Source organism: Enterobacter sichuanensis (assembly GCF_002939185.1).
Taxonomy (GTDB): domain Bacteria; phylum Pseudomonadota; class Gammaproteobacteria; order Enterobacterales; family Enterobacteriaceae; genus Enterobacter; species Enterobacter sichuanensis.
The window spans coordinates 46,591-69,084 of record NZ_POVL01000024.1; the positions used below are offsets into that span (position 1 = coordinate 46,591).

26 protein-coding genes are annotated in these 22,494 nt (G+C 54.9%); 18 read left to right on the plus strand and 8 right to left on the minus strand.

What is annotated here, in order from left to right; translation table 11 throughout:
• Window positions 1-15: 15 nt before the first annotated feature.
• Window positions 16-1,200 (minus strand): MFS transporter TsgA, encoded by a 1,185-nt coding sequence (tsgA, locus tag C5687_RS12500; RefSeq protein WP_047959606.1) that lies wholly within the window; start codon window positions 1,198-1,200, stop codon window positions 16-18.
• Between the two features lie 278 nt (window positions 1,201-1,478).
• On the opposite strand from tsgA, the gene ppiA reads away from it, so the two are divergent.
• The 4 genes from ppiA (at window position 1,479) to argD (ending at window position 4,643) form a co-directional block, all read left to right on the plus strand.
• Complete coding sequence (gene ppiA / locus C5687_RS12505) at window positions 1,479-2,051, plus strand: peptidylprolyl isomerase A (RefSeq protein ID WP_025758075.1); 573 nt, start codon at window positions 1,479-1,481, stop codon at window positions 2,049-2,051.
• Window positions 2,052-2,157: 106 nt separating this feature from the next.
• Window positions 2,158-2,742, plus strand: coding sequence for a putative adenosine monophosphate-protein transferase Fic (locus C5687_RS12510; RefSeq protein WP_104557031.1), 585 nt, complete (start codon window positions 2,158-2,160; stop codon window positions 2,740-2,742).
• A 30-nt stretch (window positions 2,743-2,772) separates the two neighbouring features.
• Complete coding sequence (pabA, locus tag C5687_RS12515; RefSeq protein ID WP_104557032.1) at window positions 2,773-3,336, plus strand: aminodeoxychorismate synthase component 2; 564 nt, start codon at window positions 2,773-2,775, stop codon at window positions 3,334-3,336.
• An 86-nt stretch (window positions 3,337-3,422) separates the two neighbouring features.
• The gene (gene argD / locus C5687_RS12520; RefSeq protein ID WP_104557033.1) at window positions 3,423-4,643 is read left to right on the plus strand and encodes a bifunctional acetylornithine/succinyldiaminopimelate transaminase; all 1,221 of its coding nucleotides are present in this window, start codon (window positions 3,423-3,425) and stop codon (window positions 4,641-4,643) included.
• On the opposite strand, the gene C5687_RS12525 is transcribed toward argD, so the two are convergent.
• Together C5687_RS12525 and crp are read right to left on the minus strand one after the other, a co-directional pair.
• A complete protein-coding gene (locus tag C5687_RS12525; protein WP_104557034.1) occupies window positions 4,640-6,727 on the minus strand; it encodes a YccS/YhfK family putative transporter in 2,088 nt (695 codons plus the stop codon). The two genes, argD and C5687_RS12525, sit on opposite strands and share 4 nt — an antisense overlap.
• A gap of 57 nt (window positions 6,728-6,784) precedes the next feature.
• Window positions 6,785-7,417: a cAMP-activated global transcriptional regulator CRP gene (gene crp, locus C5687_RS12530; RefSeq protein ID WP_000242758.1), complete on the minus strand. Its 633-nt coding sequence runs from the start codon at window positions 7,415-7,417 to the stop codon at window positions 6,785-6,787.
• 311 nt (window positions 7,418-7,728) lie between these two features.
• Between crp and C5687_RS12535 the strand changes: the two genes are divergently transcribed.
• Entirely contained in the window at window positions 7,729-8,133 is a 405-nt protein-coding gene (locus tag C5687_RS12535) for an OsmC family protein (protein WP_014885509.1), read from the plus strand.
• Between the two features lie 66 nt (window positions 8,134-8,199).
• On the opposite strand, the gene C5687_RS12540 is transcribed toward C5687_RS12535, so the two are convergent.
• From C5687_RS12540 to C5687_RS12555, 4 genes are all read right to left on the minus strand, one after another.
• The gene (locus tag C5687_RS12540) at window positions 8,200-9,069 is read right to left on the minus strand and encodes a phosphoribulokinase (RefSeq protein ID WP_095452488.1); all 870 of its coding nucleotides are present in this window, start codon (window positions 9,067-9,069) and stop codon (window positions 8,200-8,202) included.
• A gap of 30 nt (window positions 9,070-9,099) precedes the next feature.
• On the minus strand, window positions 9,100-9,318 hold the full coding sequence (locus C5687_RS12545) for a YheU family protein (RefSeq protein WP_013099053.1): 219 nt from the start codon (window positions 9,316-9,318) through the stop codon (window positions 9,100-9,102).
• Window positions 9,315-10,337, minus strand: a complete 1,023-nt coding sequence (locus tag C5687_RS12550) for a hydrolase (RefSeq protein ID WP_045285963.1) — start codon at window positions 10,335-10,337, stop codon at window positions 9,315-9,317. The genes C5687_RS12545 and C5687_RS12550 overlap by 4 nt, the downstream gene beginning before the upstream one ends.
• A 111-nt stretch (window positions 10,338-10,448) precedes the next feature.
• Entirely contained in the window at window positions 10,449-12,353 is a 1,905-nt protein-coding gene (locus C5687_RS12555) for an ABC transporter ATP-binding protein (RefSeq protein WP_059386645.1), read from the minus strand.
• Between the two features lie 138 nt (window positions 12,354-12,491).
• Here C5687_RS12555 and kefG point away from each other — a divergent pair, with 138 nt between their 5' ends.
• From kefG to slyD, 4 genes are all read left to right on the plus strand, one after another.
• A complete protein-coding gene (kefG, locus tag C5687_RS12565; protein ID WP_014885493.1) occupies window positions 12,492-13,043 on the plus strand; it encodes a glutathione-regulated potassium-efflux system ancillary protein KefG in 552 nt (183 codons plus the stop codon).
• Window positions 13,043-14,848 carry a glutathione-regulated potassium-efflux system protein KefB gene (gene kefB, locus C5687_RS12570; protein WP_025758061.1) on the plus strand — a complete coding sequence of 602 codons (1,806 nt, stop codon included), beginning with the start codon at window positions 13,043-13,045 and terminating at the stop codon, window positions 14,846-14,848. Before kefG ends, kefB begins: the two co-directional genes overlap by 1 nt.
• A gap of 13 nt (window positions 14,849-14,861) precedes the next feature.
• Entirely contained in the window at window positions 14,862-15,062 is a 201-nt protein-coding gene (locus C5687_RS12575) for a YheV family putative zinc ribbon protein (protein ID WP_104557035.1), read from the plus strand.
• 94 nt (window positions 15,063-15,156) lie between these two features.
• Entirely contained in the window at window positions 15,157-15,747 is a 591-nt protein-coding gene (gene slyD / locus C5687_RS12580; RefSeq protein WP_008503010.1) for a peptidylprolyl isomerase, read from the plus strand.
• Between the two features lie 82 nt (window positions 15,748-15,829).
• Here slyD and C5687_RS12585 read toward each other — a convergent pair whose 3' ends face one another.
• A complete protein-coding gene (locus C5687_RS12585; protein WP_024907948.1) occupies window positions 15,830-16,048 on the minus strand; it encodes a protein SlyX in 219 nt (72 codons plus the stop codon).
• A 239-nt stretch (window positions 16,049-16,287) separates the two neighbouring features.
• Here C5687_RS12585 and fkpA point away from each other — a divergent pair, with 239 nt between their 5' ends.
• The 9 genes from fkpA to C5687_RS12630 all read left to right on the plus strand — a co-directional run.
• Window positions 16,288-17,109, plus strand: coding sequence for an FKBP-type peptidyl-prolyl cis-trans isomerase (gene fkpA, locus C5687_RS12590; RefSeq protein ID WP_025758059.1), 822 nt, complete (start codon window positions 16,288-16,290; stop codon window positions 17,107-17,109).
• 165 nt (window positions 17,110-17,274) lie between these two features.
• Window positions 17,275-17,997, plus strand: coding sequence for a helix-turn-helix transcriptional regulator (locus tag C5687_RS12595; protein WP_003861697.1), 723 nt, complete (start codon window positions 17,275-17,277; stop codon window positions 17,995-17,997).
• On the plus strand, window positions 17,997-18,383 hold the full coding sequence (gene tusD / locus C5687_RS12600) for a sulfurtransferase complex subunit TusD (RefSeq protein WP_104557036.1): 387 nt from the start codon (window positions 17,997-17,999) through the stop codon (window positions 18,381-18,383). Before C5687_RS12595 ends, tusD begins: the two co-directional genes overlap by 1 nt.
• Window positions 18,383-18,742 carry a sulfurtransferase complex subunit TusC gene (tusC, locus tag C5687_RS12605; protein ID WP_104557037.1) on the plus strand — a complete coding sequence of 120 codons (360 nt, stop codon included), beginning with the start codon at window positions 18,383-18,385 and terminating at the stop codon, window positions 18,740-18,742. Before tusD ends, tusC begins: the two co-directional genes overlap by 1 nt.
• Window positions 18,743-18,749: 7 nt before the next feature.
• Window positions 18,750-19,037, plus strand: a complete 288-nt coding sequence (gene tusB, locus C5687_RS12610) for a sulfurtransferase complex subunit TusB (RefSeq protein WP_047959598.1) — start codon at window positions 18,750-18,752, stop codon at window positions 19,035-19,037.
• A 124-nt stretch (window positions 19,038-19,161) separates the two neighbouring features.
• A complete protein-coding gene (gene rpsL / locus C5687_RS12615) occupies window positions 19,162-19,536 on the plus strand; it encodes a 30S ribosomal protein S12 (RefSeq protein WP_000246815.1) in 375 nt (124 codons plus the stop codon).
• A 96-nt stretch (window positions 19,537-19,632) separates the two neighbouring features.
• Complete coding sequence (gene rpsG, locus C5687_RS12620) at window positions 19,633-20,103, plus strand: 30S ribosomal protein S7 (protein WP_004106370.1); 471 nt, start codon at window positions 19,633-19,635, stop codon at window positions 20,101-20,103.
• 96 nt (window positions 20,104-20,199) lie between these two features.
• Complete coding sequence (gene fusA, locus C5687_RS12625) at window positions 20,200-22,314, plus strand: elongation factor G (protein ID WP_021242224.1); 2,115 nt, start codon at window positions 20,200-20,202, stop codon at window positions 22,312-22,314.
• A gap of 69 nt (window positions 22,315-22,383) precedes the next feature.
• On the plus strand, window positions 22,384-22,494 hold a 111-nt coding region (locus tag C5687_RS12630; RefSeq protein ID WP_001336758.1), incomplete at its 3' end, for a GTP-binding protein.

Sequence of the window (22,494 nt, forward strand, 5' to 3'; positions counted from 1 at the left end):
CAGAGGGGGACGGGATTAGTGCGTCGCCGCTGCAGCGTTATGCTGGCGGTGGCGGGTCACAAAGCCCAGGATGAAGCACATGATAAACACCACGGCGTACAGACCGTTCGCCGTGTGCAGCGCGGCCAGCGGGCCGCTGTGGGCGACGATTGGGCCGGTGACCACGAAGGTCAGCATGGTGCCGATGGTGCCGCAGGTCAGAACGAAGTTAACCAGCTTCGGCGAGGCCACCCTGGTCTGCAGGGAGCCCAGAGTAATGATCGAGGTGTAGATCGCGCTGGAGAAGAAGCCCAGGGTCAGAATGAACCACGGCATATGTTCCGGTGAACCGTTGATAAAAAGATACATCAGCACGGTTGCCAGGCCCGCCAGTACGGTCAGAATGCGCTGCAGATCGAAGAAGCGCAGGATGAAGCTAAACGCCCACATGCCGAACATGTAAGACATCCAGAAATCGCTCACCAGCTTACCTGCGTCGTTCAGGCTCATGCCCAGGCCTTTGGCGTATTCCGGTACCCAGGAGATAAAGCCCAGCTGGCCGAGGATGTAGCACAGGGCGGCGATGGAGAGGAACAGTACGCCGATCCCCCATTTCTCTTTCGCGACAGGCTCTGCCGTGGTCTGCGCTTTTTTGCCCAGCACCGGGAACTCGCAGCCGAAAGTCAGAATAAAGATCGCCACGTAGACCAGGCCGATGCAGGCATACACCCAGTACCACTCAATGCTGCGCGCCAGCAGAACAGCAGCCACCATCGGGAAAATCATCCCGGCCATACTGAAGAAGGAGTCGGTAAACAGCAGGCGCGCGCCACGCTGACGGCCTTCATACATATGGGTAATCAGGAAGGTCCCGATCGACATGGTAATGCCGCTGACCAGACCGAGTACAAACATGGCGGCGGAGAACAGGGCGATGCTGTGGCTCAGCATCAGACCCGCCACGGCGGCGACCATCAGCACAAAACCAAAACGCAGCTGCGTTTTCAGTGGCACGATTTCCATCAGCCACGCATTCAGGAAGATGGAGATCAGGATCCCGGCGTTGAGGAAGGTGAAGGTGTTACTCATGCTGGAAACGGGCAGATGGAAGTAGTCTGCGATATTTCCCATCACCATCCCGGTGACGATCACCAACGCGCCGGTCAGGGCGTAGGAGAAGAAGCTGATCCATGTGAGCTTGATGCGATTGCTGTTAGTCATGTCTGGCCTGTTCAAAATAAGAAAAGCGCCCATTGGGCGCTGAGAGCGGGCAGATTTTAGACATTAAAGTGATCTATTCATATCTTTTAAGAGAAATTCGAACTTCATTGCAGTTTTTTATGTGATCTTGATCACATAAAAAGCCGCCGGAACCAATCGTTTGCGTGGTTACAACTGTTTCAATTTCGTAAAATTAGGTAAAAGGCTGGTCTCCGTTCATACTGCTCTTTAGAATCAAGCCATTCGCTTTATATACTGCGCTTTGTTAAGGAATTCTCATGCTCAAATCAACACTGGCGGCTGTCGCAGCTGTGTTTGCTCTTTCTGCCGTTTCCCCTGCTGCGCTGGCAGCAAAAGGGGACCCTCACGTTCTGCTGACCACCTCCGCCGGGAATATTGAGCTGGAACTGAATAGCCAGAAAGCTCCGGTTTCTGTGAAAAACTTCCTCGACTATGTGAACAGTGGTTTCTACAACAACACCACCTTCCACCGCGTGATCCCTGGGTTTATGGTGCAGGGCGGTGGTTTTAATGAGCAGATGCAGCAGAAACAGCCGAACCCGCCGATTAAAAACGAAGCAGATAACGGTCTGCTGAACACCCGCGGCACCATTTCTATGGCGCGTACCGCGGATAAAGACAGCGCGACCAGCCAGTTCTTTATCAACGTGGCGGATAACGCCTTCCTCGACCACGGCCAGCGCGATTTCGGTTATGCGGTGTTCGGTAAAGTGGTGAAAGGGATGGACGTGGCGGACAAGATTTCACAGGTTCCTACCCATGACGTTGGCCCGTACCAGAATGTGCCGTCAAAACCTGTCGTGATCCTCTCCGCGAAAGTTCTGCCGTAACCTGTTTCGACACGGGCGATCCTCGCCCGTGTTGTTAGCCCTCCCTGCGAAAGCGCGTTTTGCTGCTTATACTTGTGGCAAACGGACATATTCAGGGAGGCGTTAAGTGAAAAAACTCACCGACAAGCAAAAATCCCGTCTCTGGGAGCAGCAGCGTAACGTCAATTTTCAGGCCAGTTGTCTCCTTGAAAAAGGTCATGGTCCTTCCGATCCCCATATTGAAACGCTGGAGCTTGGGCCTTCCGCTCCTGGCTTGCCCCATCTGTGCCTTATTCACCGCCATCTCTACCGCAGAGAGTTGAAGTACGCGGGCGAGTTGCGTACTGATGATATTTTTAAGGGCGACATTCCTTTCTGCCATTTCGAGTACATCGAGAAGATGGGCAACGAACTGATGGCGGCGCTGGAAAGCGAAAAGTATCTGGTTGGTCTGGAGAAAGCGGCGTTTATAGAACGAATTAGCCATTACTATTGTGAAATCAACATGCTGCACCCTTTTGCCAGCGGTAACGGTATTGCTCAGCGTGTTTTCTTTGAGCAGCTGGCGATCCATGCGGGTTACGCGCTGGACTGGCGCGATATCGATCCCGAAGATTGGGTGGCGGCTAACCGGAGCGGCGCAACGGGCGATCTCAGCGCGTTAAACGCTATCTTTGCCAAAGTAGTGAGCGAAGCGCGGGAATCTGAGTAGAATAGGGCGGCATTTTTTTCGGGAGCCGCCATGATTCTGCTGATTGATAACTACGATTCCTTCACCTGGAACCTTTACCAGTATTTTTGTGAACTGGGTGCAGAGGTGGTTGTCCGCCGCAATGACGAGATTGGCCTTGCCGATATTGAGACGCTGGCTCCGCGAAAAATCGTCATCTCACCTGGCCCCTGCACACCGTCGGAATCGGGCATTTCGCTGGATGTTATCCGGCATTATGCCGGCAAGCTGCCCATTCTGGGGGTTTGCCTGGGTCATCAGGCGATTGCCCAGGCGTTTGGCGCCACCATCGTGCGTGCGGCGAAAGTGATGCACGGCAAAACCTCGCCGGTCACGCACACGGGGACCGGGGTATTCACGGGGCTCAATAATCCATTGACCGTGACGCGCTACCATTCGCTGGTGATTGACCCGACGACGCTGCCTGACTGCTTTGAGGTGACTGCCTGGAGCGAGTCGCAGGAGATCATGGGGATTCGTCACCGCAAATGGGATCTCGAAGGCGTACAATTCCACCCGGAAAGCATCCTCAGCGAACAGGGGCACGCGCTGCTGGCAAATTTCCTCAATCGCTGAATATCTGTTGCCTTACTGTGATTTTTTATGCATATTTTGTGATTATATTTTCACAATCAATGTGACATAAAAGGGATGGGCATGACATGGCAACTGAACAACCAGCAATTACCCGCGCGACATTCGATGAAGTGATTCTGCCGATTTATGCACCGGCTGAGTTTATCCCGGTGAAGGGAAAAGGCAGCCGCGTCTGGGATCAGCAGGGTAAAGAGTATGTGGATTTCGCGGGCGGGATTGCGGTAACGGCGCTGGGTCATTGCCATCCTGCGCTGGTCGAGGCGCTGAAAACCCAAGGCGAAACCCTGTGGCACACCAGCAACGTTTTCACTAACGAACCGGCGCTGCGTCTTGGCCGCAAGATCATTGATGCCACGTTTGCCGAGCGCGTGCTGTTTATGAACTCCGGCACCGAAGCCAACGAAACCGCTTTCAAGCTGGCGCGCTACTATGCCACCACGCGCCACAGCCCATACAAAACCAAAATCATCGCTTTTCACAACGCCTTCCATGGGCGCTCCTTCTTTACCGTCTCCGTTGGTGGTCAGCCGAAGTATTCCGACGGTTTTGGTCCGAAACCGGCTGACATCGTCCACGTGCCGTTTAACGATCTGCATGCGGTAAAAGCGGTGATGGACGATCACACCTGCGCGGTGGTGGTGGAGCCGATTCAGGGCGAAGGCGGCGTGACGGCCGCCACGCCGGAATTCCTGAAAGGGCTGCGCGCGCTGTGCGACGAGCACCAGGCGCTGCTGGTATTTGATGAAGTGCAGTGCGGGATGGGGCGTACCGGCTCCCTGTTTGCCTATATGCACTACGGCGTGACGCCGGATATTCTGACCAGCGCCAAAGCGCTCGGCGGCGGTTTCCCGGTGAGTGCGGTCCTGACCACCCAGGAGATTGCCTCCGCGTTCCATGTGGGGTCGCACGGCTCCACTTACGGCGGTAATCCGCTGGCGAGCGCTGTGGCGGGCGCGGCGTTTGATATTATCAACACGCCTGAGGTTCTCAATGGCGTGGGCGCGAAGCGCGAACTGTTCGTAAAACATCTGCAAAAGATTGATGACCAGTACGACGTGTTCAGCGAGATCCGCGGGATGGGGCTGCTGATCGGTGCCGAGCTGAAACCGCAGTACAAAGGCCGCGCACGCGATTTCCTGCACGCCGCCGCCCACGAAGGGGTGATGGTGCTCAATGCCGGGCCGGACGTGATGCGTTTTGCGCCGTCGCTGGTGGTGGAAGAGAAAGACATTGAAGACGGCTTAACCCGCTTTGCCGCGGCAGTCGCGAAGATCGTAAAAGGTTAATACGCCGTCCGCTTCAGGCGACGGGTTAACCAAATCCCATGATGCGGACGCTGACGCCATGCCACCGATGAAATGGTGTGCATGGTGTTCAGATGCCCCAGAATGCGCTGTAAATGCTGCTCAAGGGTACTCATTGGCCCGTGAGTGAGCGTTTCCGGCGCTTCCAGAATATTTGAATCCCCCGACTCACCCGGCGCGTCATACTCCAGACGCTGCTGGCAGCGCTGCAGGGCAATCTCACACGACTGCAGGTAACGTTGCGCCAGGTCTGGCGTCAGCATGGTATGTTCACGCGCGAGCGTGGTCATGGCGTTGATATGTTCGACGATAAACTGGCTGTGCGTCACCCAGAGCTTCATGTCCGCCAGATAGTGCGAGTTAAAGCCGGGCTCCTGCATCGCCTGGTTGAGCGAGTTGAACAGGGCGTTGTGCGCCTGGTTGACCTTCATCCGCTGATAAGCCAGCGGGGAGGGCTGCGGGTCGCCGCTCAGAATCAGGCGGATAGCCTCCTGGTCAGCCTCCAGCGCGTCGTGGGCGTTCTGCCTGAGCAGCCCACTCTGCCACTGCGGCCACAGCCAGACCATGCCCCCAAAGGCAATCAGACAGCCGATGAGGGTATCGATCAGCCTGGCGACAATAAACTGTTCGCCATTAAGCGTGAGCAACTGCAGGGTATATACCGCCGTCACCGTAAAACCAACCATCGCCCAGCCGTAGTTTTTGCGAATAATCAGGTAACTCACCAGCGTAATCACCAGCATCCCTGCCAGGGTATAGCCTTCCGGCACGTGGAAGTGCAGCGTCACGCCCGCAATAATCAGCCCCGCCATCGTTCCGCCAGCTCGATGAAGAATACGTACCCGCGTGGCACCGTAGCCATTCTGGGTGACAAACAGCACGGTCATTAAGATCCAGTAGGGTTTCGGCAGATGCAGCGCCATGCCCATCAGGCTGGCGACACTGAGCATGACGCTAATCCGTGCGGCATTGCGCAGGGCGGACGATTTAAGCGACAGATAACTTCTGAGCGCGGGCAACAGCGGAAGCCGTTTTTGTTTGTCCGCCATCAGATCGCGGGAATAAAGCGGGCGCTGGGTACGCAGCACGCGGGCGATGCGGCTGAAGTGCCAGGCGGCAAACTGACCGACCGGGTTATCCGGATGCTGACGGGCGATTTTCTCCAGCGCGCCGAGCTGTTTGTCCATGTTAAAGCGCGTGGGGTAGCGGTGATAGAGAATATCGTCGGCCAGGATCCGCAGGCGCGCGGAGACGGTCTGTGCGTTCCAGCGGATCACCGCTTCAGCGTGGCTGCGCTCTACCAGTTTTTGCACCTCTTGCGGGTGGTGAAGACTTACGGAGATATGCTCCTGCAGATCCAGCCCCACCTGGAAAGTGCGCAGCAGCCGTTTATATTCGTGATTCTGGTTGGCGGCGAGCATATGCAGTTGCTGGTAGCACTGGCTTATCAGATCCACCACCTTTTGCTGACGGGTCAGCAGCGGGGGCAGCGATCTTTCCGGATCGGTATGCTGGGTGAGCAGGGTGTATTTGGCTTCACAATACTCCGCCAGCTGCACATAGAGCAGGCTCAGGGATTCACGCAGCGGTTGTTCGCGCCACAGCCAGAACCAGAACCAGTTAAACAGCCCGTACCATAATGTCCCCAGCGCGTAGATCAGCAGCGGCTCCCACACCGGCATATTTCCGGCGAGGCTCAGCGTGAAAATGGCCGCAATCAGCGAGGCGGGAAGTAGACGGGCGTGCAGCGAGCTGATTTCGGCGGTGACACCCAGGGTCATCGCCAGCACGGTCAGGATCAGCGGCAGCGGAATATCGCGCGCCAGCAGAAGCTGCACGGCGAGACTACAGCCGGCAAACAGTGAACCGCCAATGATGAGTCGTTTGAAAAAGCGCTTATGCGGCGTGTCCAGACCGGCAATGTTGCAGCAGGCGGGCACCAGAGAAAAGAGCAGACCTTGCTGAAGATGTCCGAGGAGCAGGCCCACGGCCACAGGAAGACATAACACCAGCGTTTGTCGCAGTGCGTAATTAACTTCCGGGTGATAGATCAGCCTGCGCCACATGGGGAGTAGAGACAAAAACGGCGTGACACCTTGCGGTGACACGCCGTTTGAGCGGAATTAACGCGTTCCGTAAACCACGATGGTTTTACCGTGGGCGGAGATCAGGTTTTGATCTTCCAGCATTTTCAGGATACGACCTACGGTTTCACGGGAGCAACCGACGATCTGACCAATTTCCTGACGGGTAATTTTAATTTGCATGCCGTCCGGGTGGGTCATGGCGTCTGGCTGTTTCGCCAGGTTCAGCAGCGTCTGTGCAATACGGCCCGTCACGTCCAGGAAGGCGAGGTTGCCCACTTTCTCAGAGGTGACCTGCAGACGGCGCGCCATCTGGGAAGAAAGACGCATCAGGATGTCAGGGTTAACCTGAATCAGCTGACGGAATTTCTTGTAAGAAATTTCAGCCACTTCACATGCTGTCTTTGCACGAACCCAGGCGCTACGTTCCTGGCCCTCTTCAAACAGGCCCAGTTCACCGATGAAATCGCCCTGGTTCAGATAAGAAAGGATCATCTCTTTCCCTTCTTCATCTTTGATCAGCACTGCCACCGAGCCTTTAACGATGTAATACAACGTTTCCGCCTTTTCACCCTGGTGAATCAGCGTGCTCTTCGATGGGTACTTATGAATGTGGCAATGAGACAAGAACCATTCGAGAGTCGGGTCTGTTTGCGGTTTGCCAAGCACCATGCGCTGTTATCCTCTGTTATAAGCTGTCACCAGAGTCATCAGATGCATCCGGACTCTGGGGTTGCAATCGAATTCTTACCCATACCCTGGGAAGTCGGCTACCGTAACGTTTCGCAGCCAGTAAAGTTTGATGTCCTCTGCATACACGTGTAACGTCAATGTATTACTGTAGCATCCTGAGTGTTTTAGCATAGCTTTCGCCGCGTGTCTCCTGGTGTCTCGCTTCAGCATGATGCAGGTCGCCTTCCATTGCGAGAAATGTAACGCACGCGTAATCTGTCACCAAAAATGCAACGTTGGAGTTTAAGAATATGCAAGCGCGCGTGAAATGGGTTGAAGGTTTAACGTTCCTGGGCGAGTCCGCTTCCGGACACCAGATTTTGATGGATGGCAACTCCGGCGATAAAGCGCCAAGCCCAATGGAGATGGTGCTGATGGCGGCAGGGGGATGCAGCGCCATTGACGTGGTGTCGATTCTGCAGAAAGGCCGTCATGACGTGACGGATTGCGAAGTTAAACTGACCTCAGAACGTCGTGAAGAGGCGCCACGCCTGTTCACCCACATTAATCTGCACTTTGTTGTGACCGGCAAAGCGTTGAAAGACGCGGCGGTATCACGCGCGGTGGACCTGTCGGCGGAGAAGTACTGCTCTGTGGCGTTAATGCTGGAGAAAGCAGTAAAAATCACCCATTCGTATGAAGTGATTGAGGCGTGATTGATTGGGCATCGTGCGTGTTGATGCCCTCACCCTAACCCTCTCCCACAGGGAGAGGGAATATGATTATGCGATCTGCTTCCCTTCCATCAACCGCTCCACCAGCGGCGTCATGATTAATTCCATTGCCAGTCCCATTTTTCCGCCCGGCACCACTAACGTATTCATGTGAGAAATGAACGAGCCCTGCAGCATCGCCAGCAGCCACGGATAATCAATGCCTTCGAGATTGCGGAAATGGATCACCACAAAGCTCTCATCCAGCGACGGGATACTTTTGGCGGCAAACGGGTTGGAGGTGTCCACCGTCGGCACGCGCTGGAAGTTGATATGGGTGCGGGAAAACTGCGGCGTCAGGTAGTTGATGTAATCTTCCATGGAGCGCACCACCGAATCCATCACTGCCTCGCGCGAGTGGCCGCGCTCGCTCATGTCACGCGTCAGCTTCTGGATCCACTCCAGGTTAACAATAGGCACCACGCCGACCAGCAGATCCACATGGCGCGCCACGTCATGCTGCGGCGTGACCACGCCGCCGTGTAATCCTTCGTAGAACAGGACGTCGGTAGGTTCCGGCAGCGGCTGCCAGGGAGTAAAGGTACCCGGCACCTGATTCCAGGGAACGGCTTCATCATAGGTATGCAGATACTTGCGGGACTGCCCTTTGCCGCTCTGTCCGTACTCAATAAAGGTTTGCTCCAGCAGGCCGAAGTCATTGGCCTCCGGGCCGAAGTAACTGATGTGTTTACCCAGATCGCGCGCCTTACGGATGGCCATATCCATCTCCGGACGCGTGTAGCGGTGAAAGCTGTCACCTTCGACCTCCGCCGCACGGAGATTCAGCTGGGCGAAAATCTTGCGAAAGGCGAGGCTGGTGGTGGTGGTTCCCGCACCACTCGACCCCGTAACGGCAATAATCGGATGTCTGGCAGACATAACAACTCCCTGACTGAAAAGGGTGGAAGATCAGCCGTGAAACGCGTTGCGGGGCATGATATTGACCGTCTCATGCAGTTCTGACCACACCAGCACCACGTCGCCGCTTTTCAGCTGGCGCTTTACATCGTTGACCTTTTGCTCAAGCGAGCGTTCATGTTCACCATAATCGGTGCCTTCGCGCAATACAAAGCTTTCAATCAGATTATCGAGCGTTTCGGGAGCCAGATCCTGCCAGGGAATAATCATTTTGCACCGTCCAGATAAGGGGTTAGCCAGTCAGGGATACGCGTCTCAAGCCACATTTTCGGGCGGCGCAGCGTGCCACCGATAAACCCGACGTGGCCGCCATGCTCGGTCAACTGATAGTGAACGTTGTCGGGCAGAAACTCCTGTGCGGGGATCGAGTGGTGATCCATAAAGGGGTCATCTTTGGCATGAATGATCAGCGTCGGTTGCGTGATCTTGCTGAGCAGCGGCATGGCGCTGCACTGACGATAGTAATCAATCGCATCGGCGAAGCCGTGAATTTTGGCGGTGATCAGATCGTCGAACTCGCGAATTCGGCGCACCTTTTTCAGCTGGCGCAGGCTGACCGGCAGCGTATCCGGGTAAGCCTTCAGCTTACGCGCCGCGTTGGCTTTCAGCAGGTTGAGCAGATAGCGCTGATAGACGCGGGAAAAGCCTTTATCCATATGGTAGCTGCACTGCTCCAGCATAAACGGGGCGGAGACAATGACGGCCGCATTCAGCGGTACGCTTTCGCCCTCTTTGGCCAGCAGACAGGCCAGCATATTGCCGCCCAGCGAGTAGCCCACGGCGGCGGTTGGCACGTTGCCAAAATTATCCCGCAGCCAGTGCAAAAACCACGTACCGTCTTCGGTTTCACCCGAGTGATAAATGCGTTTCTGACGATTGGGTTCGCCGCTACAGCCGCGAAAATGCATCACCACGCCGAGCCAGCCGCGCGCTTTTGCCGCCTCAATTAACCCATGCGCATAAGGGCTGTGCAGGCTGCCTTCCAGACCGTGAAAGACCACCAGGCGCGGCTTATGGCGGGCCTGCTCCGGTGCTTCGCTCCAGGCGAGATCCAGAAAGTCACCGTCCGGCAGGTCAAGCCGTTGCCAGTGCGGGGTGAACTGAACCTTGCGGCGGATCAGTCGCGGCAGCATGGTCTGCAAATGGCGATTGGCCACGCCGCGCATAGGCACGAACTCAGTGCTGTCTTCGGCCGCAATGTCGAAGTCTGATGGAATGATTTGGGTCATAAGCGCGATGCTGATTCTTGTCGGAAATTTACGATACTTTCCGAATTGTACCCCGTTTAGCCAGGATTTCCGAACCAGGGACGGATCCTGTTCGCAAAACGGGGCAAATACTCAGTCGGCCTGCAGCATCGCTTCCAGCTGTTCCTGGGCGTCGAGCCAGGCCATTTCACACTCTTCGAGGTTCGATTTGGTCTTCGCCTGGGTTTGCAGGCAGTCCGTCAGCTCCGCTTTACGGCTCTGGTCATACAGACCGCTGTCGCCAAGCTTCTCTTCAACGGCAGCAAGCGTGGCGTTGAGCTTTTCCATCTCTTTTTCGAGACGGGCAATCTCTTTACGCAGCGGCTGCGTCTGGGTGCGCAGCTCCGCTTCCCGGCGTTTCTGGTCTTTACGCGCCTGGGCGCTGTTGGCGTTCTCTTTCGTTGGCTCTTCCGGCTGGTTTTCCTGCTTCTGCACGTCCGTCAGCCACTGCTGGTAGTCTTCCAGATCGCCGTCGAACGGCTCGACTTTGCCGTCGTGCACTAAGTAGAGATCGTCCGTGGTGGAGCGGATCAGGTGGCGGTCGTGCGAAACCACAACCAGTGCGCCTTCGAACTCAATCAGCGCTTCGGTCAGTGCCTGACGCATGTCGAGATCGAGGTGGTTGGTCGGTTCATCGAGCAGCAGCAGGTTCGGGCGCTGCCAGACGATCAGCGCCAGCACCAGACGAGCTTTTTCGCCGCCGGAGAAACGTTCGGTGTTTTCGGTGACCTTATCGCCCTGGAAGCCGAAGCCGCCGAGATAATCGCGCAGCTTCTGCTCCATCTCCTGCGGCGCCAGACGCGCCAGGTGCTGGATCGGGGATTCATCAGCGCGTAAAAATTCCAGCTGATGCTGGGCGAAGTAGCCAAGCTTGATGCCCTTCGCCAGCCCGATTTCGCCGCTGACCGGGTTAAGTTCGCCCGCCAGCAGTTTGATCAGCGTGGATTTACCGGCACCGTTGCGTCCCAGCAGACCAATACGTGAACCCGGCACCAGGTTGAGCTTGATGGAGTCGAGAATTGTACGATCGCCGTATCCGGCGCTCACTTTTTCCATCTTCAGCAGCGGGTTTGGCAGGCTTTCCGGCGCGCGGAAGCTGAAGTGGAACGGGTTGTCCACGTGCGCCGGGGCAATCATCTCCATGCGTTCCAGCATCTTGATGCGGCTCTGGGCCTGCTTCGCTTTAGACGCTTTGGCCTTGAAGCGATCCACAAAGCTCTGCAGGTGCGCGACGCGCTGCTGCTGGCTTTCGTACATGGACTGCTGCTGGGCAAGACGCGTCGCGCGCTGGCGCTCGAAGGAGCTGTAGTTACCGGTGTACTCGAACATCGTTTGCTGTTCGATGTGAATGATTTTATCCACCACCGGGTCTAGGAAGTCGCGGTCGTGGGAGATCAGAATCAGAGTGCCCTGATAGCTCTTAAGCCACTTCTCCAGCCAAATAACCGCATCGAGATCGAGGTGGTTGGTCGGTTCATCGAGCAGCAGCAGATCAGAGCGACAGATCAGCGCCTGCGCCAGGTTGAGGCGCATACGCCAGCCGCCGGAGAAGTCGCTGACCGGGCGTTCCAGCTGTTCATTGCTGAAGCCCAGGCCGTGCAACAGGCTGGAGGCGCGGGAGCGAATGGTCCACGCGTCAATGGCGTCCAGCTTGCCGTGAACGGTGGCGATGGCGTGGCCGTCGTTGCGCTCGTTAGCGGCATTGAGTTCCGCCTCGAGTTTACGGTATTCACGGTCCCCGTCGATAACATAGTCGAGTGCCGGTTCGCTGAGGGCGGGCGTCTCCTGGTTCACCCAGGCGAGCTGCCAGTTCCCCGGGAAGGTAAAGTTACCGCCATCCGCGCTAATCTCGTTTTTCAGCAGCGCCAGCAGCGTGGATTTACCACAACCGTTTTTGCCGACCAGACCCACTTTTTGGCCCGGGTTGATGGTAGCAGTGGCGTTATCCAGCAGGACGCGCACACCGCGACGAATTTGTAACGAGGAGAAAACAATCATAGAAGCGCCGTATGTTCCGACTATGTTAATTTGTCATTATGATAATGTAAGGTGTGGGCCATTTTCCGCACCGGGCCGCCATGGTAGCCCAAAACAACGACGATACACAAAAACAGAAACAAGACCGGGAGGGGAATGATGTCTCAGACAGCAAAAGTGCTGCTGCTGTATGCCCATCCGGAATCTCAGGACTCGGTGGCGAACCGGGTTCTGCTTAAGCCGGCTACTCAGCTCAGCAACGTGACGGTGCACGATCTCTACGCGCACTATCCTGATTTCTTTATTGATATTCCTTATGAGCAGGAACTGCTGCGTCAGCATGACGTGATTGTGTTCCAGCATCCGCTTTATACCTACAGCTGTCCGGCGCTGCTCAAAGAGTGGCTGGACCGCGTGCTGAGCCGGGGCTTTTCCAGCGGGGTGGGGGGCAACCAACTGGCGGGAAAGTACTGGCGTAGTGTGATCACCACCGGTGAGCCAGAAAGCGCTTACCGCCACGACGGGCTGAACCGCTATCCGATGAGCGACATCCTGCGGCCTTTCGAGCTGACGGCGGCAATGTGCCGTATGCACTGGATGAGCCCGATTATTGTCTACTGGGCGCGGCGTCAGGATCCCAAAGAGCTGGCGAGCCACGCCCGAGCCTATGGTGAATGGCTGGCGTCACCGATTCCGGCAGGAGGTCGTTAATGGAAGGATCGAATTTGCTCCTCGCCGGGGTGCTGTTTTTATTTGCGGCCGTTGTCGCGGTGCCGTTTGCTGCACGGATTGGAATCGGGGCGGTGCTGGGGTATCTGCTGGCGGGGATCGCGATTGGCCCCTGGGGGCTGGGATTCATCAGTGATGTGGATGAAATACTCCACTTCTCCGAGCTGGGCGTGGTGTTCCTGATGTTCATCATCGGCCTGGAGCTGAATCCTTCTAAATTATGGCAGCTCCGACGCTCTATCTTTGGCGTGGGTGCCGCGCAGGTGTTGTTCAGCGCCGCCATTCTGGGCGGCCTGTTAATGCTGACGGACTTTTCCTGGCAGGCGGCGGTGATAGGCGGAATAGGCCTTGCGATGTCGTCGACGGCGATGGCCCTGCAGCTGATGCGCGACAAAGGGATGAACCGCAACGAAGCCGGTCAGCTGGGCTTTTCGGTGCTGCTGTTCCAGGATTTAGCGGTGATCCCGGCGCTGGCGCTGGTGCCGCTGCTGGCCGGTTCCGGCGACGATCATTTTGACTGGGCGAAAATTGCCATGAAGGTGCTGGCCTTTGCGGGCATGCTGATTGGCGGACGTTTCCTGTTACGTCCCGTGTTCCGTTTTATTGCCGCCTCAGGCGTGCGCGAAGTCTTTACCGCCGCGACGCTGCTGCTGGTACTGGGATCGGCGTTGTTTATGGACGCGCTGGGGCTGTCGATGGCGCTCGGCACCTTTATCGCCGGGGTGCTGCTGGCGGAGAGCGAATATCGCCACGAGCTGGAAATTGCCATTGATCCTTTCAAAGGGTTGCTGTTGGGGCTGTTCTTTATTTCGGTGGGGATGGCGCTCAATCTCGGCGTGCTCTATACCCATCTGCTGTGGGTTGTGGTCAGCGTTGCCATTCTGGTGGCGGTAAAAACACTGGTGCTGTACGTCATGGCACGCATTTACGGCTTGCGCAGTTCGGAGCGTATGCAGTTTGCCAGCGTGTTAAGCCAGGGGGGCGAGTTCGCGTTTGTGCTCTTCTCCACCGCCTCCTCCCAGAAGCTTTTTAAAGACGATCAGATGGCGCTTTTGCTGGTGACGGTTACGCTGTCGATGATGACCACGCCGCTGCTGATGAAGCTGGTGGATAAACTTCTGTCGCGCCGCTTAAACCCGTCTGACGATGAAGATGAAGCCCCGTGGGTGGAAGACGACAAGCCGCAGGTGATTGTGGTGGGCTTTGGCCGCTTCGGACAGGTCATCGGACGTTTGCTGATGGCGAACAAGATGCGCATTACCGTGCTGGAGCGCGATATCAGCGCGGTCAACCTGATGCGCAAATATGGCTATAAGGTTTATTACGGCGACGCGACCCAGCTCGAGCTGTTGCGCTCTGCTGGCGCAGAGGCTGCCGAATCCATTGTGATTACCTGCAACGATCCAGAAGACACGATGAAGCTGGTGGAGCTCTGTCAGCAGCATTTTCCGCATCTGCACATTCTGGCGCGTGCGCGTGGACGTGTTGAAGCTCACGAACTGTTGCAGGCGGGTGTGAAACACTTCTCGCGTGAAACGTTTTCCAGTGCGCTGGAGTTGGGTCGCAAAGCGTTAATCTCGCTGGGGATGCATCCTCACCAGGCGCAACGCGCCCAGATGCATTTCCGCCGGCTGGATATGCGGATGTTACGCGAGCTGATGCCGGTGCATACCGATACGGCGCAGATCTCTCGCGTGCGGGAAGCGCGTCGCGAACTGGAGGAGATCTTCCAGCGCGAGATGCAACAGGAACGACGCCAGCTTGATGGCTGGGATGAATTTGAATAAAGGGTAACGAAAGATGGCTGTACGTAAACGCTTTATTGCGGGTGCAAAATGTCCCTCCTGCCAGGCGCAAGATACCCTGGCAATGTGGCGGGAGAATAATATTGATGTTGTTGAGTGTGTTAAGTGCGGTCACCAGATGCGTGAAGCTGATAAAGAGGCCCGCGATCATGTGCGCAAAGAAGAGCAAGTTATCGTTATTTTTCATCCGGACTAGCGATATGCCCTGAGTTTTTTTAAGCTAAAGGGTACACGGGTGCAGATTTCCGCTACAATCTGCGCCAGCAATTTTCCCACGCTCAGGAGATATCATGAAAGTAGCAAAAGACCTGGTGGTCAGCCTGGCCTATCAGGTACGTACAGAAGACGGTGTGTTGGTTGATGAGTCTCCGGTGAGTGCGCCGCTTGACTACCTGCATGGTCACGGTTCCCTGATTTCTGGCCTGGAAAACGCGCTGGAAGGTCATGAAGTTGGCGACAAATTTGACGTTGCTGTAGGCGCGAACGACGCTTACGGTCAGTATGACGACAACCTGGTTCAGCGCGTGCCTAAAGACGTGTTCATGGGCGTTGACGAGCTGCAGGTTGGCATGCGTTTCCTGGCTGAAACCGACCAGGGTCCGGTTCCTGTTGAAATCACCGAAGTGGAAGACGACCACGTTGTGGTTGACGGCAACCACATGCTGGCTGGCCAGAACCTGAAGTTCAACGTTGAAGTTGTCGCTATCCGTGAAGCAACCGAAGAAGAGCTGGCTCATGGCCACGTTCACGGTGCGCACGGTCACGACCATGACCACGATCACGGCCACGACGGCTGCTGCGGTGGCCACGGCCATGACCATGGTCACGACCACGGTCACGGTAAAGGTGGTTGCGGTAACGGCGGCTGCGGTTGCCACTAAGACCTGTCGTTTGACATGCTGGCCCGGTAAGCTTTGCGACACCGGGCACAAAAAAGCGGGAGAATCCCGCTTTTTTTATGCCTCAATAATGAGGAGGTGGCGTCTCTTCTGACTGAGAGGCAATGTTCGACGGCTGGGTGGCCTTCAGCTTTTCCGTCAGCAGGCGCATATGATCCCGCAGTTTCGCCATTTCGAGCTCATGTGCGGTCACGGTCTGGTTTAGTTCTTCGATGGTGATGTCCTGAAAAGCCAGGCGGCTTTCCAGCTCAGCCATTCTCGCTTCTAATGCTGTATCCTTCATCATTCACCTCGTTTATTTCAGATTCGCCATAATGGCCCCGCGGCGGCGCAGTTTAACTGAGTTTATCCTTAAGTACAGTCTGCATCCCCCGGGCAAGAAACTTATTTAAACAAAAATAGTCTGAAAAGTGGCGAGAATTGGAAGTGTCTGTCTGTAGATTTCTTCCGCAACGTTTTATAGTACGTCACTCATTTTACGTTTAATGCTGGGGTGAGAGTCCCCAGGCCCTGGAGATATGGATGAAATCACTGTTTAAAGTAACGCTGCTGGCAACGACAATGGCTGTTGCGCTGAACGCGCCGCTGTCATTCGCGGCTGACACTGCTGCGAAGCCTGCTGCCACGGCAGACAGCAAAGCGGCGTTCAAAAATGACGACCAGAAATCCGCCTACGCACTGGGCGCATCTCTGGGCCGTTACATGGAAAACTCTCTGAAAGAACAAGAGAAACTGGGCATCAAACTGGATAAAGCCCAGCTGATCGCCGGCGTTCAGGACGCCTTTGCTGATAAGAGCAAGCTCTCTGACCAGGAAATCGAACAGACTCTGCAGGCGTTTGAAGCGCGTGTGAAAGGTGCCGCTCAGACTAAGATGGAAGCGGACGCGAAAGACAACGAAGCGAAAGGCAAAGCCTACCGCGATACCTTTGCTAAAGAGAAAGGCGTGAAAACCTCGTCTACTGGCCTGGTGTACAAAGTTGAGAAAGAAGGTACCGGCGATGCACCTAAAGACAGCGACACTGTTGTCGTGAACTACAAAGGTACGCTGATCGACGGTAAAGAGTTCGATAACTCTTACACCCGTGGTGAGCCACTCTCTTTCCGTCTGGATGGTGTGATCCCTGGCTGGACTGAAGGCCTGAAAAACATCAAGAAAGGCGGCAAAATCAAGCTGGTTATCCCACCGGATCTGGCGTATGGCAAAACCGGCGTTCCGGGTATCCCTGCCAACTCTACGCTGGTCTTTGACGTAGAGCTGCTGGACATCAAACCGGCTCCGAAAGCGGATGCGAAGGCAGACGCACCGGCTGAAGAAAAAGCAGCGACAGACGCTAAGAAGTAATGTGACAAAAACCGCCGCCTTTCAGGCGGCGGTTTTTTTATTGTGGGGCAGATATAATTAACACTGGAAAGCGCTATACACGCTGTATTAATTTAGTTGTCCGTGTAGATAATGAGCCTGCCCTGAAAACCGAATGACAGGCTCCTGAAAAGGAGTGTTTTTTTCATGTCCAGGTCGCTTTTAACCAACGAAACCAGTGAACTTGATTTGCTGGATCAACGTCCTTTTGACCAGACCGACTTCGATATTCTGAAATCCTATGAAGCGGTGGTGGACGGGTTAGCGATGCTCATTGGCTCCCACTGCGAAATCGTATTGCACTCCCTGCAAGATCTGAAGTGTTCCGCTATCCGCATTGCGAATGGTGAGCATACTGGCCGTAAAATTGGTTCGCCAATCACCGACCTTGCATTGCGTATGTTGCATGACATGACCGGCGCGGACAGCAGCGTCTCCAAATGCTATTTCACCCGCGCCAAAAGCGGCGTGCTGATGAAATCAGAAACTATCGCGATTCGAAACCGTGAGCATCGTGTGATTGGGCTGCTGTGCATCAACATGAACCTTGATGTGCCATTCTCGCAAATCATGAGCACCTTTATTCCACCTGAAACGCCGGATGTTGGCTCATCGGTTAACTTTGCCTCCTCCGTCGAAGATCTGGTCACGCAGACGCTTGAGTTTACGATTGAAGAGGTGAATGCCGATCGCAACGTCTCGAACAACGCCAAGAATCGCCAGATCGTGCTTAATCTCTACGAGAAAGGGATTTTTGATATTAAAGACGCCATCAACCAGGTGGCCGATCGTCTGAACATCTCCAAGCACACGGTCTACCTCTACATCCGCCAGTTCAAAAGCGGTGATTTCCTGGGACAAGACAAGTAATGCGTTTTGCGTTAATGGTGACAGGCCCGGCGTACGGTACACAGCAGGCCAGCAGCGCGCTGCAGTATGCGCATGCGCTTCTGGCGGCCGGGCATGAGCTGGCGAGCGTCTTCTTCTATCGGGAAGGGGTGTATAACGCGAACCAGTTTACGTCGCCGGCGAGCGACGAGTTTGATCTGGTGCGTGCCTGGCAGGCCTTAAACGAAAATCAGGGCGTTGCGCTGCATATCTGCGTCGCGGCGGCGCTGCGTCGAGGTGTCGCTGATGCAACGGAAGCCGGGCGTCTTGGTTTAGCAGGCGCTAACCTGCAGCCCGGTTTTTCGTTGAGTGGTCTCGGGGCACTGGCCCAGGCTGCGTTAACCTGCGACAGAGTGGTGCAGTTCTGATGAAGCGTGTCGCGTTTGTTTTTACCTCGGCACCGCACGGTAATGCATCCGGCAGAGAAGGGCTGGATGCGCTGCTCGCGACTTCCGCGTTGACTGAAGATATCGGCGTCTTCTTTTTGGGGGACGGGGTATTTCAGCTTCTGGCGGGTCAGCAGCCACAGGCCATTCTGGCGCGGGATTACATCGCCACCTTCAAAGTGTTACCGCTGTACGACATTGAAACGTTGTATGTCTGCGCCGATTCGCTGACCGCGCGCGGATTGAATGACAAGACGCCCCTGGTGCTGGATGCGACGCGCTTGCCGTCCGCTGCCCTGCGCGAGCAACTCTCGCATTACGACACTGTTCTGACTTTCTGAGGCTGCCATGCTCCATACCCTGAGCCGCTCACCGTGGCAATGTGATATCGACACGCTCGTGAGCATGCTGCGCGAAGGCGATGATCTGCTGCTGATTCAGGATGGCGTGCTTGCTGCGCTGGAAGGCAGCCGTTTCGTTGAAATCCTCACAAATGCCCCCATAACGGTCTCTGCGCTAAAGGAGGATCTGGATGCGCGGGGTCTTTCTGGTCAAATTTCAGCCAAAATTGACGTGGTTGGCTATACTGATTTCGTCAATCTTACTGTGACGCACGCCAGTCAAATGAACTGGTGATTTGAGATCGCTGTATATTTCTTGACACCTTTTCGACGTAGCCCTAAAATTTCGCGTCCTCATATTGTATGAGGTCGTTTTATTACGTGTTTACGAAGCAAAAGCTAAAACCAGGAGCTATTTAATGGCAACAGTTAACCAGCTGGTACGCAAACCACGTGCACGCAAAGTTGCAAAGAGCAACGTGCCTGCGCTGGAAGCCTGCCCGCAGAAACGTGGTGTATGTACTCGTGTATATACCACCACTCCTAAAAAACCAAACTCCGCACTGCGTAAAGTATGCCGTGTGCGTTTGACTAACGGTTTCGAAGTGACTTCCTACATCGGTGGTGAAGGTCACAACCTGCAGGAGCACTCCGTGATCCTGATCCGTGGCGGTCGTGTTAAAGACCTTCCGGGTGTTCGTTACCACACCGTTCGTGGTGCGCTGGACTGCTCAGGTGTTAAAGACCGTAAGCAGGCTCGCTCCAAGTACGGCGTGAAGCGTCCTAAGGCTTAATGGTTCTCCGTTAAGTAAGGCCAAACTGATTTATCTTAATGTCAAACTAAACTCGTAGAGTTTTGGACAATCCTGAATTAACAACGGAGTATTCCCATGCCACGTCGTCGCGTCATTGGTCAGCGTAAAATTCTTCCAGATCCGAAATTCGGATCAGAACTGCTGGCAAAATTTGTAAATATCCTGATGGTAGATGGTAAAAAATCTACTGCAGAAGCAATCGTATACAGCGCGCTGGAGACCCTGGCTCAGCGCTCTGGTAAAAATGAACTGGAAGCTTTCGAAGTCGCTCTCGACAACGTGCGCCCGACTGTAGAAGTTAAGTCTCGCCGCGTTGGTGGTTCTACTTATCAGGTTCCAGTTGAAGTTCGTCCGGTTCGTCGTAATGCTCTGGCAATGCGTTGGATCGTTGAAGCTGCTCGTAAACGCGGTGATAAATCCATGGCTCTGCGTCTGGCGAACGAACTTTCTGATGCTGCAGACAACAAAGGTACTGCAGTTAAGAAACGTGAAGACGTTCACCGTATGGCAGAAGCCAACAAGGCGTTCGCACACTACCGTTGGTAATCCCTTCGGAGTATTAGTCACCAGGCGGGCGCTTCAGAGAAGCCGCCCGCTCTGGGTAACTTAACTGAACGTCTAAAGATATAAACGAGGAATCAAATGGCTCGTACAACACCCATCGCACGCTACCGTAACATCGGTATCAGTGCGCACATCGACGCCGGTAAAACCACTACTACCGAACGTATTCTGTTCTACACCGGTGTAAACCACAAAATCGGTGAAGTTCATGACGGCGCAGCCACCATGGACTGGATGGAACAGGAGCAGGAGCGTGGTATCACTATCACCTCCGCAGCGACTACTGCATTCTGGTCAGGTATGGCTAAGCAGTACGAACCGCATCGCGTAAACATCATCGACACCCCAGGGCACGTTGACTTCACCATCGAAGTAGAACGTTCCATGCGTGTTCTTGACGGCGCGGTAATGGTTTATTGCGCAGTTGGTGGTGTTCAGCCACAGTCTGAAACCGTATGGCGTCAGGCGAACAAATATAAAGTTCCACGCATCGCGTTCGTTAACAAAATGGACCGTATGGGTGCTAACTTCCTGAAAGTTGTTGGCCAGATCAAAACCCGTCTGGGCGCGAACCCTGTTCCGCTGCAGCTGGCAATTGGTGCTGAAGAAGGCTTCACCGGCGTTATCGACCTGGTGAAAATGAAAGCCATCAACTGGAACGATGCAGACCAGGGCGTTACCTTCGAATACGAAGATATCCCAGCTGCAATGCAGGACCTGGCTGACGAATGGCACCAGAACCTGATCGAATCCGCTGCTGAAGCTTCTGAAGAGCTGATGGAGAAATACCTGGGTGGTGAAGAACTGACTGAAGAAGAGATCAAAAAAGCTCTGCGTCAGCGCGTTCTGAACAACGAAATCATCCTGGTAACCTGTGGTTCTGCGTTCAAGAACAAAGGTGTTCAGGCGATGCTGGATGCGGTAGTTGACTACCTGCCATCCCCGGTTGACGTTCCTGCGATCAACGGCATCCTGGACGACGGTAAAGATACTCCGGCTGAGCGTCACGCAAGCGACGAAGAGCCATTCTCTGCACTGGCGTTCAAAATTGCTACCGACCCATTCGTGGGTAACCTGACCTTCTTCCGCGTATACTCTGGTGTGGTTAACTCCGGTGACACCATCCTGAACTCCGTGAAAGCGGCGCGTGAACGTTTTGGCCGTATCGTACAGATGCACGCTAACAAACGTGAAGAGATCAAAGAAGTTCGTGCGGGCGACATCGCTGCAGCTATCGGTCTGAAAGACGTGACCACTGGTGACACCCTGTGTGACCCGGATCACCCAATCATTCTGGAGCGTATGGAATTCCCAGAGCCGGTAATCTCCATCGCAGTTGAACCAAAAACCAAAGCTGACCAGGAAAAAATGGGTCTGGCTCTGGGCCGTCTGGCGAAAGAAGACCCATCATTCCGCGTATGGACTGATGAAGAATCTAACCAGACCATCATCGCTGGTATGGGTGAACTGCACCTGGACATCATCGTTGACCGTATGAAGCGTGAATTCAACGTTGAAGCGAACGTGGGTAAACCTCAGGTTGCTTACCGCGAAGCGATTCGCGCGAAAGTTACCGATATTGAAGGTAAACACGCTAAGCAGTCTGGTGGTCGCGGTCAGTACGGTCACGTTGTGATCGACATGTACCCACTGGAGCCGGGCTCTAACCCGAAAGGTTACGAGTTCATCAACGACATCAAAGGTGGTGTAATTCCTGGCGAATACATCCCAGCCGTTGATAAAGGCATCCAGGAACAGCTGAAAGCGGGCCCTCTGGCTGGCTATCCGGTTGTTGACATGGGTATCCGTCTGCACTTCGGTTCTTACCACGACGTTGACTCCTCTGAACTGGCGTTTAAACTGGCTGCGTCTATTGCCTTTAAAGAAGGCTTTAAGAAAGCAAAACCAGTTCTGCTTGAGCCAATCATGAAGGTTGAAGTAGAAACTCCTGAAGAGAACACCGGTGACGTTATCGGTGACTTGAGCCGTCGTCGCGGTATGCTGCGTGGTCAGGAATCCGAAGTGACTGGCGTTAAGATCCACGCTGAAGTTCCGCTGTCTGAAATGTTCGGATATGCAACTCAGCTGCGTTCTCTGACCAAAGGTCGTGCATCATACACCATGGAATTCCTGAAGTATGATGATGCGCCTAACAACGTTGCTCAGGCCGTTATTGAAGCCCGTGGTAAGTAATCCACAGGATTAAAACCTAAGTCCCGTGCTCTCTCCCAAGGGGAGAGCACTATAGTAAGGAATATAGCCGTGTCTAAAGAAAAATTTGAACGTACAAAACCGCACGTCAACGTTGGTACTATCGGCCACGTTGACCATGGTAAAACTACCCTGACTGCTGCAATCACTACCGTTCTGGCT

Coding starts and splice junctions, on each gene's coding strand:
- kefB (WP_025758061.1), top strand. CDS start 13,043: ATGGAAGGATCGAATTTGCTCCTCGCCGGGGTGCTGTTTTTATTTGCG.
- tsgA (WP_047959606.1), bottom strand. CDS start 1,200: ATGACTAACAGCAATCGCATCAAGCTCACATGGATCAGCTTCTTCTCC.
- fusA (WP_021242224.1), top strand. CDS start 20,200: ATGGCTCGTACAACACCCATCGCACGCTACCGTAACATCGGTATCAGT.
- C5687_RS12545 (WP_013099053.1), bottom strand. CDS start 9,318: ATGATTATTCCCTGGCAGGATCTGGCTCCCGAAACGCTCGATAATCTG.
- argD (WP_104557033.1), top strand. CDS start 3,423: ATGGCAACTGAACAACCAGCAATTACCCGCGCGACATTCGATGAAGTG.
- kefG (WP_014885493.1), top strand. CDS start 12,492: ATGTCTCAGACAGCAAAAGTGCTGCTGCTGTATGCCCATCCGGAATCT.
- C5687_RS12535 (WP_014885509.1), top strand. CDS start 7,729: ATGCAAGCGCGCGTGAAATGGGTTGAAGGTTTAACGTTCCTGGGCGAG.
- rpsL (WP_000246815.1), top strand. CDS start 19,162: ATGGCAACAGTTAACCAGCTGGTACGCAAACCACGTGCACGCAAAGTT.
- C5687_RS12575 (WP_104557035.1), top strand. CDS start 14,862: ATGGCTGTACGTAAACGCTTTATTGCGGGTGCAAAATGTCCCTCCTGC.
- C5687_RS12540 (WP_095452488.1), bottom strand. CDS start 9,069: ATGTCTGCCAGACATCCGATTATTGCCGTTACGGGGTCGAGTGGTGCG.
- tusD (WP_104557036.1), top strand. CDS start 17,997: ATGCGTTTTGCGTTAATGGTGACAGGCCCGGCGTACGGTACACAGCAG.
- crp (WP_000242758.1), bottom strand. CDS start 7,417: ATGGTGCTTGGCAAACCGCAAACAGACCCGACTCTCGAATGGTTCTTG.
- pabA (WP_104557032.1), top strand. CDS start 2,773: ATGATTCTGCTGATTGATAACTACGATTCCTTCACCTGGAACCTTTAC.
- C5687_RS12550 (WP_045285963.1), bottom strand. CDS start 10,337: ATGACCCAAATCATTCCATCAGACTTCGACATTGCGGCCGAAGACAGC.
- ppiA (WP_025758075.1), top strand. CDS start 1,479: ATGCTCAAATCAACACTGGCGGCTGTCGCAGCTGTGTTTGCTCTTTCT.
- C5687_RS12585 (WP_024907948.1), bottom strand. CDS start 16,048: ATGAAGGATACAGCATTAGAAGCGAGAATGGCTGAGCTGGAAAGCCGC.
- C5687_RS12555 (WP_059386645.1), bottom strand. CDS start 12,353: ATGATTGTTTTCTCCTCGTTACAAATTCGTCGCGGTGTGCGCGTCCTG.
- C5687_RS12595 (WP_003861697.1), top strand. CDS start 17,275: ATGTCCAGGTCGCTTTTAACCAACGAAACCAGTGAACTTGATTTGCTG.
- fkpA (WP_025758059.1), top strand. CDS start 16,288: ATGAAATCACTGTTTAAAGTAACGCTGCTGGCAACGACAATGGCTGTT.
- C5687_RS12525 (WP_104557034.1), bottom strand. CDS start 6,727: ATGTGGCGCAGGCTGATCTATCACCCGGAAGTTAATTACGCACTGCGA.
- tusC (WP_104557037.1), top strand. CDS start 18,383: ATGAAGCGTGTCGCGTTTGTTTTTACCTCGGCACCGCACGGTAATGCA.
- tusB (WP_047959598.1), top strand. CDS start 18,750: ATGCTCCATACCCTGAGCCGCTCACCGTGGCAATGTGATATCGACACG.
- rpsG (WP_004106370.1), top strand. CDS start 19,633: ATGCCACGTCGTCGCGTCATTGGTCAGCGTAAAATTCTTCCAGATCCG.
- slyD (WP_008503010.1), top strand. CDS start 15,157: ATGAAAGTAGCAAAAGACCTGGTGGTCAGCCTGGCCTATCAGGTACGT.